8 protein-coding genes are annotated in these 11,802 nt (G+C 46.3%); all 8 read left to right on the forward strand.

Features of this window, described 5'->3' with window-relative positions:
• Window positions 1-324 precede the first annotated feature (324 nt).
• Window positions 325-2,061: a potassium-transporting ATPase subunit KdpA gene (gene kdpA / locus GKG41_RS22745; protein WP_154263082.1), complete on the forward strand. Its 1,737-nt coding sequence runs from the start codon at window positions 325-327 to the stop codon at window positions 2,059-2,061.
• A gap of 15 nt (window positions 2,062-2,076) precedes the next feature.
• A complete protein-coding gene (gene kdpB / locus GKG41_RS22750; RefSeq protein ID WP_154263086.1) occupies window positions 2,077-4,143 on the forward strand; it encodes a potassium-transporting ATPase subunit KdpB in 2,067 nt (688 codons plus the stop codon).
• A 16-nt stretch (window positions 4,144-4,159) separates the two neighbouring features.
• Window positions 4,160-4,762: a potassium-transporting ATPase subunit KdpC gene (gene kdpC / locus GKG41_RS22755; RefSeq protein ID WP_154263087.1), complete on the forward strand. Its 603-nt coding sequence runs from the start codon at window positions 4,160-4,162 to the stop codon at window positions 4,760-4,762.
• Window positions 4,763-4,793: 31 nt separating this feature from the next.
• Window positions 4,794-5,675 (forward strand): hypothetical protein, encoded by an 882-nt coding sequence (locus GKG41_RS22760; RefSeq protein ID WP_154263090.1) that lies wholly within the window; start codon window positions 4,794-4,796, stop codon window positions 5,673-5,675.
• A gap of 186 nt (window positions 5,676-5,861) precedes the next feature.
• On the forward strand, window positions 5,862-8,564 hold the full coding sequence (locus tag GKG41_RS22765; RefSeq protein ID WP_154263096.1) for a sensor histidine kinase KdpD: 2,703 nt from the start codon (window positions 5,862-5,864) through the stop codon (window positions 8,562-8,564).
• A complete protein-coding gene (locus GKG41_RS22770) occupies window positions 8,557-9,270 on the forward strand; it encodes a response regulator transcription factor (RefSeq protein WP_154263100.1) in 714 nt (237 codons plus the stop codon). Before GKG41_RS22765 ends, GKG41_RS22770 begins: the two co-directional genes overlap by 8 nt.
• 86 nt (window positions 9,271-9,356) lie before the next feature.
• Complete coding sequence (locus GKG41_RS22775; RefSeq protein ID WP_154263102.1) at window positions 9,357-11,177, forward strand: PTS transporter subunit IIBCA; 1,821 nt, start codon at window positions 9,357-9,359, stop codon at window positions 11,175-11,177.
• A gap of 350 nt (window positions 11,178-11,527) precedes the next feature.
• A partial coding sequence (locus tag GKG41_RS22780; RefSeq protein ID WP_154263106.1) for a formate--tetrahydrofolate ligase occupies window positions 11,528-11,802 on the forward strand: 275 nt, incomplete at its 3' end.

Consider the following 11,802-nt stretch of genomic DNA (forward strand, 5'->3'; position numbering starts at 1 on the left):
CCATTACACAAACTTTATTTGGAACGCAATTTGGTTAATAAAAGAAAACTGGCTCTGGGATACAAAGCCCAAAACCAATTTGTCTACAGTCTGTGGGACGTGTTCTTTGTAGAAAGAACACGTCCCTCTTTTCCTCTTTTCATAATCTTAATACGCTTCTGTTTTTCCCTAACACTATTTTTATCTAAAAGATGATAAAGTGTTTCAAGTAAATAAAAAGGAGGAGTGATTTTATTATGAATATTGTAATAGGAATCATAGGCGTTATCGGACTCGGCGTGTTGGTTTATCTGACGGCGGTCTTGTTAGGGGGTGACAGGTAGTATGGAGGCTATTTTGCAGTATGTATTATACCTTTTGATTCTGGTTGCCCTGGCCATTCCTTTGGGAGGCTATATCGCTAAGGTTATGAAAGGGGATAAGGTGTTCCTGTCCTGTATCTGCAGGCCGTGTGAGAGACTGATTTATAAGGTTCTGCGTGTGGATGAAAAGGAAGAGATGACCTGGAAGAAATACGCGTTGTCTACTATTTTATTCAGCGGCATAGGACTTGTGATCTTTTTTGCAATTGAGATGCTTCAGCAGATATTACCTCTAAACCCGGAGAAGCTTCCCGGGCTGTCCTGGCATCTTGCGTTTAACACAGCAGCCAGTTTTGTCACAAATACGAACTGGCAGGCATACAGCGGAGAGTCTGCGCTGAGCTATTTTACGCAGGCTACCTGCCTGACAGTATGGAATTTTGTATCAGCGGCTACAGGTATTGCCGTTTTATTCGTATTAATCAGAGGATTTGTGAGAAAGAAAGCAGACACTCTTGGAAGCTTTTGGGTGGATTTGACAAGAACCGTGGTTTACATATTACTGCCTCTTAGTGTAGTGGTAACATTGGTGTTGGTTTCCCAGGGGGTAGTACAGAATCTGAAACCCTATGAAACCGTTTCTTTGGTGGAATCCTTTGAGACAGAGGAGGGGACAGAGGTAACCGAGCAGACAGTTCCAATGGGACCGGCAGCCAGCCAGATTGCAATTAAGCAGCTGGGAACCAATGGCGGAGGCTTTTTCGGGGTAAACTCTGCGTTCCCGCTGGAGAATCCCACCCCCCTTTCCAACTTGTTTGAAATGCTGTCAATTTTACTAATTCCAGTTTCCCTGTGCTTTACCTTTGGAAAGGCTGTAAAAGATAAGAGACAGGGATATGCAATTTTTGTTGCCATGGCTATCATGCTGGTAGCCGCACTGGGAATTATCGGATATAACGAACAGCAGGCAACTCCTCAGCTGTCCGCGGGGGATCAGGTAAATCTGACGACTGTGGATCAGGCAGGGGGCAACATGGAGGGCAAGGAGACTAGATTCGGCATTGCCACATCCGCAACCTGGGCTGCATTCACCACAGCGGCGTCAAATGGTTCGGTGAATTCCATGCATGACAGTTATACACCTATAGGCGGAATGATAACCATGCTGCAGATGCAGCTGGGGGAAGTGATCTTCGGCGGAGTGGGCTGCGGGCTGTATGGAATGCTTGCATTTGCCATTATGACGGTTTTCATCGCCGGCCTGATGGTGGGGAGAACCCCTGAATATCTTGGAAAAAAGATTGAACCCTTTGAAATGAAGATGGCTGTGCTTGTGTGCCTGGCTACTCCGGTGGGAATCCTTGTAGGCAGCGGTATCGCAGCAGTCTGGCCGGGAGTGGCAGACAGTCTGAACAACGCCGGGGCCCATGGGTTTGCGGAAATGCTATATGCGTATTCCTCTGCAGGGGGCAACAACGGATCTGCATTTGCAGGTTTTAATGCCAATACCCCGTTCCTGAATGTGACCATCGGACTGGTTATGCTTTTTGTAAGATTTCTGCCAATGCTTGCAACAATTGCAATCGCCGGCAGCCTGGCTAAAAAGAAAACAGTAGCCACAAGTGCCGGTACCTTGTCCACCTGCAACGGCATGTTCGTATTCTTATTAATATTTATAGTTCTGCTAATCGGCGCTTTGAGCTTTTTGCCGGCACTGGCATTGGGACCCATAGCAGAATTTTTTCAGATGATAGGATAGGAGGAGATGAGAATAATGTCTAAGAAACAACAAGGACTTGCAGACAAAGATATGGTTATCCGTGCACTTAAGGATTCCTTTGTAAAGCTGGATCCAAGGACGCAGGCAAAGAACCCTGTTATGATGCTGGTTTATATATCCGCAATCATGACTACCATCCTGTTTTTCCTCTCTCTGGGAGGGATAAAGGATGCGCCTGCAGGCTTTACTCTGGGGATTGCGGTTATCCTGTGGTTTACTGTATTATTCGCTAACTTTGCGGAAGCTATTGCAGAGGGACGAGGAAAGGCTCAGGCAGACGCCCTGCGCTCCGCCAGAAAAGACGTAGAAGCACACAAAATACCATCGGCAGAGGAAAAGGATACCATTGTAAAGGTATCCTCCGCCGACTTAAAAAAGGGTGATATTGTAGTAGTATATGCCGGGGAACAAATACCCGCAGACGGCGAGGTAATCGACGGCGCCGCATCTGTGGACGAGAGTGCCATTACCGGCGAGTCTGCCCCGGTCATACGTGAAAGCGGCGGCGACAGAAGTGCGGTAACAGGGGGAACCACTGTGATATCCGACTGGCTGGTGATCCGTGTAACAAGCGAACCTGGGGAAAGCTTTCTGGACAAGATGATTGCTATGGTAGAGGGGGCTTCCCGGAAAAAAACACCCAATGAGATTGCCCTCCAGATTCTGCTGATCGCATTCTCTATCATTTTCGTACTGGTAACCATGTCCCTGTATACATATTCTGTATTTTCTGCTAAGCAGGCAGGGATTGCGAACCCCACATCTGTGACCTCACTGGTTGCGCTGCTGGTCTGCCTGGCACCGACAACGATAGGCGCTCTTTTGTCGGCCATAGGAATCGCGGGAATGAGCCGTCTGAACCAGGCAAATGTACTGGCAATGAGCGGCCGTGCCATTGAAGCCGCGGGTGATGTTGATGTATTAATGCTGGATAAGACAGGTACGATTACGCTGGGAAACCGGCAGGCATGCGAATTCATTCCCGTGGACGGCAATACGCAGGAGAAGCTTGCGGACGCGGCCCAGCTGGCATCCCTTGCAGACGAGACTCCCGAGGGAAGAAGCGTCGTTGTCCTGGCAAAGGAAGAATTCAATATCCGGGGAAGGCATATGCAGGATATGAATATGACTTTTGTTCCCTTTACAGCTACAACTCGTATGAGCGGGGTGGATTACGACGGAAATGAAATACGAAAAGGGGCAGCGGATGCCGTAAAACAGTATGTTATGGAAAAAGGCGGTATATACAGCGAAGAATGCGATGAAGTAGTTCAAAGAATCTCCCGTCAGGGAGGAACGCCCCTTGTAGTAGCTAAAAACCATAAGATTATGGGGGTTATCTACCTGAAAGATATTATCAAACAGGGTGTGAAAGAAAAATTTGCAGACCTTAGAAAAATGGGGATTAAGACCATTATGATTACCGGGGATAATCCCATGACAGCCGCCGCCATAGCGGCAGAGGCGGGAGTGGATGACTTCCTCGCAGAGGCAACTCCGGAAAGCAAGCTGGCTTTTATCAGAGAATTTCAGAGCCAGGGACACCTTGTTGCAATGACAGGGGACGGTACCAACGATGCTCCGGCTCTGGCACAGGCAGATGTGGCAGTAGCCATGAACTCAGGAACACAGGCGGCAAAAGAGGCCGGTAATATGGTAGATCTGGATTCCTCTCCCACAAAGCTTATCGATATAGTCCGGATAGGAAAACAGCTTCTGATGACAAGAGGAAGCCTTACCACTTTCAGTATAGCCAATGACCTAGCAAAGTATTTTGCTATTATACCTGCACTTTTTATGGGGTTATATCCGGGACTGGCCGCCCTGAATATTATGCATCTGGAAAGTGCATCCAGCGCCATTTTTTCAGCAATCATATACAACGCCCTGATTATAGTTGCGTTAATTCCTCTGGCCTTAAAGGGTGTAAAATACAGGGAAGTCCCGGCCGGAAAATTATTGTCCAGAAACCTGCTGGTCTATGGGCTTGGGGGCATCGCCGCTCCCTTCATTGCCATTAAATTAATTGATATGATTATCACAGGAATCGGACTTGTATAAGAAAGGTGTGGGAAAAATGAAAAGTTATGGAAAAGAAGTGTTTTTAAAGTCTCTGGGTATCTTGATCGCTTTTATTATTATCTGCGGTTTTATCTATACCTTTGCGATGACTGGGATCTCCCAGCTGCTGTTTCATGACAAAGCAAACGGCAGTATTATAGAAGTGAACGGGAAGAAGTATGGATGTGAGCTGCTTGCCCAGGAATTCACAGATGACGGTCATATGTGGGGGCGTGTCATGAATCTTAATACGGAAACCTTTACGGATGAGAACGGCAACCCTGCTATGTACAGCGGCCCCAGCAATCTAAGCCCTGCCGGAGAGGAAATGGAGGCGCTGGTTCAGGAGCGTGTGGAAAAACTGAAAGAAAGCAATCCGGATCAGGCAGGTAAAGTGCCTGTGGACCTGGTGACAGCTTCAGGAAGCGGATTAGACCCTGAAATCTCCCCTGCTGCCGCAGAATACCAGATTCCAAGAATCGCGGAGGCTACAGGAAGATCAGAAGAAGAGATCAGAGCTATTGTGGACAAATACACAGAGGGGCGTTTCCTGGGGATCTTTGGAGAACCCAGAGTTAATGTATTAAAAGTAAATCTGGCGCTGGACGGTATTTTATAGCAGAAGTGCCGGTTTAAAGGAGTGGAATTGTGTGATTAACAGAAGAATTGCCTATAAGTCAAAGCGAAAGCTGGAGTTTGCCCCAGACTTTGGGGAGCCTGTAAGCATGCTCACAGAGCTGACAGATTCCTTAAGTATGGAATACTGTAGTAATCCCGAAACTTATAAAAATGACAAAGACAGGGTAATATGGCTGGAATATCCGTATTTTTGTTTTGACTGTGATACTTTTTTTGAAGAATATGGGATACTGCTCGCCTGTATAGAAAAAGAAATCCATGTAAAAGTCTATGGGATGGCAGATAGATTGGAGCTGGGAGAACTGACCGCTGAGTTTATGGATGAAAAAAACATCAGATATTGTAAAAAGAACAGTTCAGGCTCGAATTTTGAGAGTATCAGAAGTCTGTGCATTGAGATAGAAGCAAAAAGCACAGAACAATATGAGGCGCTCTGGGAATTATTTTCCCATATGGACTATCGGTATGACTATGCGGCTGTAAACCGCAAAAAATGGAAGGCTATGGGAGGAGACTGGACAGAAAAAGACCCGGACACGTATTTTGCGTATCTGCAGCTAAGGGAGGAACAGGGGGAATTTTTCCTTAATATACTTACCTTAGAACAAAAAAAAGAACTCTGGACTGTGTATCTGGAAGAAGGGATCAGCCCTGTAGAGTTTGAATATCTGAACGATGCCATCGGAAGAGAATGGGAGATTAACATCTTTGAATGGAACCTGGCTCTGCAGATGGCAGTGTCCCAGGCAGGGATATCTGTTCTCTATGAGAAAGATGATTTCAGGATCCAGGATCGGCAGGGCCGGCGTATATGGATGGATTACCGGTCTTCCGCAGCGGCGGAAAAATTGTTCCTTAAACTTCTGTTTCCCGCCGTTCCTCGTACGAATTAGAAGAAAAACGTATGGAAAAGTGTGACAGCCTTTTCATACGTTTTTCTGATCTTAATGCAATCTTAATGCTCTGCAGAAAAAATTTATTCTCTGAATTCTGGGAGATCAGGTATAATACCTAATAGATATTAAGAAAACATAAGGATTAAGTACCTGATGACGAATCCTGTATGGGAGTGTGAAGAAATGGAACAACGGCCGAATCCCGATGCTATTCTAAAGCAAATTGAGGAAGAGAAGGTTATACAAGAGAAAGGAAAACTAAAAATATTTTTTGGCTATGCGGCCGGCGTGGGAAAAACATATGCCATGCTGGAGGCCGCACATGCTGCACAGAAGGCTGGTATGGACGTGGTTGTGGGATATATTGAACCCCACACAAGACCGGATACGCTGGCACTGCTTGAGGGACTTTGTCAGCTCCCTCCTCTGGAGATTCCGTACAAGGGAATTACACTGAGAGAATTCGACCTGGACAGTGCCATCAAACGGAAGCCCAGGCTGATCCTTGTGGATGAGCTGGCTCATACTAACGCAGAAAACTGCAGGCACAGAAAGAGATATCAGGATATCCAGGAGCTTCTCCGGGCCGGAATAGATGTTTATACTACAGTAAATGTACAGCATCTGGAGAGCCTGAACGATATCGTGGCATCCATAACCGGTGTGGTGGTTAGGGAGCGAATCCCCGATGATGTCTTTGATGATGCGGATCAGGTCGAGCTGGTGGATGTAGAGCCGGAGGATTTAATCAAAAGGCTGAACGAAGGGAAAATATACAAATACAAGCAGGCAAAGAAAGCCCTGGGAAACTTTTTTCAGCAGGATAATCTGGTGGCACTCCGGGAAATTGCCCTGCGCCGTACCGCTGACAGGGTGAACAAAATATCGGAAAAAAATAAGCCCTGGATGAAAAACAGTAATTATTATACGGATGAACATATACTTATCTGTCTGTCATCTTCCCCTTCCAATGCAAAGGTAATACGTACGGCAGCCCGTATGGCCAGCGCCTTCCACGGCATGTTCACCGCCGTTTACGTGGAGACCTCTCAGACGAAGACACTGAGCAAATTTGATCAGCAGAGGCTGGCAGACAATCTGCGCCTGGCCGAGCAGATGGGAGCTAAAATAGTTAATGTATTCGGTGACGATATCGCCCAGCAGATAGCGGGGTATGCCAAGCTGGCAGGAGTTTCCAAAATTGTTCTGGGGCGCAGCCAGCAGAGAAGGCATTTGCTGTTCTCTTCTCAAAGCTTTGCGGATAAGCTGACACAGCTGGCTCCGAATCTTGATATATATATTATTCCAGAAGCAGCAGAGGAAAAAAGAAATTCTTTTCAAAAAATAAAAGGAGGGCTGCCGGTTCGTGGATTCTCACTGCTTGATTCTCTAAAGGCTCTTGGGATCCTGGTGGCATGCACCGCCTTGGGCCTCTGGCTCAGGAGCCTTGGCTTTACAGAATCCAATATCATAATGGTGTATATCCTGGGAGTGCTGGTAACTGCTCTATGTACAAAGAGTAAAAGCTACAGTCTTATCAGCTCGATCATCAGTGTTCTTGCGTTTAACTTCTTTTTCACAGTTCCCAGATTCTCCTTTAACGCCTATGAGGCAGGGTATCCGGTCACTTTTGTCATCATGTTTTTGGTGGCATTTATCACCTCAACCCTTACTATGAAGGTGAAGCAGCAGGCATTCCTGTCAGCAGCCAAGGCATATCGCACAGAGATTTTGCTTGAAACCAGCCAGAAGCTCCAGAAAGAACGCACCATTGACGGAATCATCAAGGAGGCAGCCGGCCAGATGACAAAATTACTGGATCGGCCCGTGGTTTTCTATACGCCGGATAAGAAAAACAAGCTGATTCCGCGCATATTCGGCACACAAGAGGGAGAGGATACCTCCGTGTATATGAATGAAGAAGAGCAGGCAGTGGCAGAGTGGGTTTATAAAAACAACAAACATGCCGGTGCCACTACCAGCACACTTCCGGGGGCAAAATGCCTTTATCTGGCTGTGCGCAATAAAGAGCAGGCGCTGGCGGTTGCAGGAGTCGTTCTGAACAGCGACATGCTGGAATCTTTTGAAAAAAGTCTTCTGATAGCAATGCTCAGCGAGTGTGCGCTGGCTTTGGAAAAGCAGGTGCTGAATGAAAAAAAGAATGAGATTGCGCTGAAAGCCCAGCAGGAGCAGCTGAGAGCTAACCTGTTAAGGGCAATCTCTCACGATCTCAGGACACCTCTAACCAGTATCTCAGGAAATGCCAGTGTACTGATGCAGAATGGGGCATATATGGAGGAGTCGCAGAAAAATAAGATTTACACTGACATATTTGACGATTCTATGTGGCTGATAAATCTGGTAGAAAACCTGTTGTCTGTAACACGAATCGACAACGGAACCATGAATATACAGATGCAGGCGGAATTACTGGAGGAAGTAATCACAGAGGCTCTGCATCATATAAACAGAAAAAGTACAGACCATAAGATCCAGGTAGAACTGGAAGATGAGTTCCTTATGGGAAAGATGGATTCCAGATTAATTGTGCAGGTTTTTATTAATATTATAGATAATGCCATCAAGTATACGCAGAAAGGTTCCTGTATCCGTATCATCGGAAGAAAGAAAGGAAACTATTTATATATAGAAATAGAGGACGACGGACCGGGCATAGGCAGAGAAGAACAGGAGAAATTATTTGATATGTTTTATACGGCAAATAATGAGAGGGGAGACAGCCGAAGGGGTCTGGGGCTGGGGCTTGCTCTCTGTAAGTCCATTATAACTGCACACGGAGGGAATATCGGTGTGAAGGAAAATATCCCTCACGGGACCATTTTCTATTTCACGCTGCCTGCAGAGGAGGTAATTATACATGAATAAACCATTAATATTAGTTGTAGAGGACGACAAAGCAGTCCGCAACCTGATTTCTACAACACTGGATACCCAGGAATACCGCTATCATGTGGCGAAAAACGGGGCTCAGGCCCTGGTTGAGGCGGTATCCCAGAGACCGGATGTAATTATTCTGGATCTGGGCCTTCCCGATATGGACGGAGTGGAGATCATCCGCAAGGTCCGTTCCTGGTCCCAGGTACCCATTATAGTAGTGAGTGCCAGAAGTGAGGACAGGGATAAGGTTACAGCGCTGGACGAGGGGGCTGATGATTTCCTCACAAAACCATTCAGTGTGGAGGAATTGCTGGCAAGAGTGAGAGTCAGCCTGAGAAGAGTACAGTATCAGAACAGCAATGCCTCTGAAAACAGTGCTGTTTTTAAAAACGGCGGACTTACCATTGATTACGCTTCAGGGTGCGTAAGCGTAGACGGTAAAGAAATTCATCTCACGCCTATCGAATACAAGCTGCTCTGCCTTTTGTCCAGAAATGTAGGAAAAGTACTTACGCACAATTTTATCCTGAACGAGGTCTGGGGGAATGTGATGCAGAGTGATGTACCGTCTCTCAGGGTATTTATGGCAACTCTGAGAAAAAAAATAGAAAAGAATACCTCGGAACCGGAGTATATCCAGACCCATATCGGAATCGGTTACCGGATGCTGCGGATAGAAGAGAGTGAAAAGTAACACGGAAACCTACTTTACGTAAGTATGACTATGTGAGAAAATAGAGGTGATAACTGGTAAATAGTGGAAGATAGGATGGACCAGAGATGGATTATAAAAAGGCGGCAAAGCAGATATGCCGGAAACTGGGAGGAAGAGATAACCTGGATAAGGTGGAACACTGCTCTACCCGCCTCAGAGTAACGGTAAAGGATCCTGAAAAAGTGGATCTGCGGGGCTTAAAAAATCTGAAAGAGGTCAGCGGAGTTGTGCACGACGGGGCAGAACTGCAGATTATCCTGGGGCCTGGGACGGTTATCCGGATCTTTAACTATCTGTACCTGATAGAAAAGGAAGAGATACAAAGGGCGTCCGGCAGAAGTAAATCTCCGGGATACTGGCTGAAAAAGGGAGTGAAAAAGATGGGAGATATTTTTATTCCCATCATACCTGCCCTTGTGGCTGCCGGATTTTTAAAGGGAATTGTAGACCTTATGGGAACCCTGTCGCAGCATGGGATTCTGAATATCGGACTGGACAATTCCTTTTATTCATTTGCAGGTCTGATCGTCAATTCCGTATATGCATTTCTGCCTATTTTAATCGCCTTCAGTGCTGCCAGAGTTTTTGGGGGCAATCCCTATCTGGGTGCCGTGGTGGGTATGATGATGCTGAATCCGGATTTGCAGAACGCCTGGTCCAAAGTGTCTGACGGGGTTGTGACATACCAGAGTGTATTCTGCGGCCTGTACGAAGTCCCCATGACTGGATATCAGGGACATGTACTGCCTGTGATTATAGCTGTCTGGATTATGAGTGTGCTGGAGAAAAAGCTTCATAAGACAGTACCTCCAATGCTTGATTTATTTATTACGCCTCTGGCGAGCCTGTTTATCTCGGGGTATCTGACATTTGCTATTGTAGGTCCTGTATTTCTCAAAATCGAAGATATTCTTCTTCTGGTGGTAAAAGATATTCTGACGGCGCCCTGGGGAATCGGCGGCTTCTTTATGGGTGGAATCTATTCCGCAATTGTAGTTACCGGGATTCATCATATGTATACCGTACTGGAATTGGGGCAGCTGGCCAGCTATGGGTTTAATTATCTTAACCCTGTAGCCTCCGCAGCAAATATAGCCCAGGGAGGGGCAGCCCTTGCCATGGCAATAAGAATGAAGAACCGGAGGGTAAAAGGGATCGCAATTCCTTCGGCCTTAAGTGCCTTTATGGGGATTACGGAACCGGCAATTTTCGGCGTAAACCTCCGCTATGGTACTCCTTTTCTGGCAGCCGCGCTGGGCGGCGCCTGCGGGGGCTGGTATGCGGCTCTGCGGGGACTGGGGGCTTCGGGAACCGGGGTTTCAGGCATCTTCGCCTTTCCTCTCTATCTTAAAGAACCCTGGGATTATCTTCTCAGCCTTTTTATTGCTCTGGCAGTCTCCTTTGCTCTTACGTGGGTTCTGGGAGGAAGGGAAGAAAACCTACATGTCACTTCGCCTGTACAGGGAGAACTGATACCCCTGGCAGAGGTAAACGATTCTACCTTCCGCAGAGGCGTTCTGGGTCCCGGCGTGGCTATACATCCTTCCAAAGGCAAGATAGTAGCACCTGTGGACGGAACCATAGAAGTGACTTTTGAGACCGGGCATGCAGTGATACTTTCGGGAAGAAACGGTGCGGAAATATTGGTGCATGTTGGAATTAACACCATTAATCTTGGGGGCAGGTATTTCAGCTGCAAGGTGAAGAAGGGAGAGAAAGTAAAGAGGGGGGAGCTTTTGATTGAATTTCAGAAAGAATCTATTGAAAGAGAGGGATATGACCTGACTACTCCTGTGATTTTGGTAAATGCAGATAAATACGATCTGACACTTATAAGAGAACCTGGAAAGGTCAAAATGTTAGATGAAGTTATGCAGATAGAATAAAAGGAAAGTGTTGTAAGAAAGGATAAGAACGTGTATAATAACACTATTATTACCTCATCAAATGCGCCGGAATATTACGAATGTGAGATATTGGTAAAAAATTCACAAAGTTTGCTCTAAACTATTGACAAAACTATAAGAATGTGATATTTTTAACATATCATCAAAGAGGGTTCTGATTTCTGACGGGTTTAATGTGGAGCACCACAGTGAGATTAGGACTTATAGTAAGCCGACCGTCTGGGCAGCATTTGCAGCGAGCAGATGTTGCCCTTTCTTGCTTTTTTGGGGGAAAGGGCAGAAACGATGAGAGTAATTTTAATTTACATAACTTAAAGGAGGATTTTACTATGGGATTCAAATCAGACATCGAAATTGCACAGGAAACGACCATGCAGCCGATTTTAGAGGTTGCCAAGACCGCTGGTATTGACCAGAAATATCTGGAACAGTACGGAAACTACAAAGCTAAAATCGACTACAACATGCTTCGTGACACAGACAAAAAAGATGGAAAGTTAATTCTGGTAACAGCAATTTCTCCAACACCGGCCGGTGAAGGCAAGACAACGACTACCGTAGGTCTGGCAGACGGTATGCGCAAGATTGGCAAAAACGTTATGGT

The sequence above is a fragment of the Lactonifactor sp. BIOML-A5 genome (assembly GCF_009677585.1).
Classification (GTDB): Bacteria; Bacillota; Clostridia; order Lachnospirales; family Lachnospiraceae; genus Lactonifactor.

Coding starts and splice junctions, on each gene's coding strand:
- kdpA (WP_154263082.1), top strand. CDS start 325: ATGGAGGCTATTTTGCAGTATGTATTATACCTTTTGATTCTGGTTGCC.
- kdpB (WP_154263086.1), top strand. CDS start 2,077: ATGTCTAAGAAACAACAAGGACTTGCAGACAAAGATATGGTTATCCGT.
- kdpC (WP_154263087.1), top strand. CDS start 4,160: ATGAAAAGTTATGGAAAAGAAGTGTTTTTAAAGTCTCTGGGTATCTTG.
- GKG41_RS22765 (WP_154263096.1), top strand. CDS start 5,862: ATGGAACAACGGCCGAATCCCGATGCTATTCTAAAGCAAATTGAGGAA.
- GKG41_RS22770 (WP_154263100.1), top strand. CDS start 8,557: ATGAATAAACCATTAATATTAGTTGTAGAGGACGACAAAGCAGTCCGC.
- GKG41_RS22775 (WP_154263102.1), top strand. CDS start 9,357: ATGGATTATAAAAAGGCGGCAAAGCAGATATGCCGGAAACTGGGAGGA.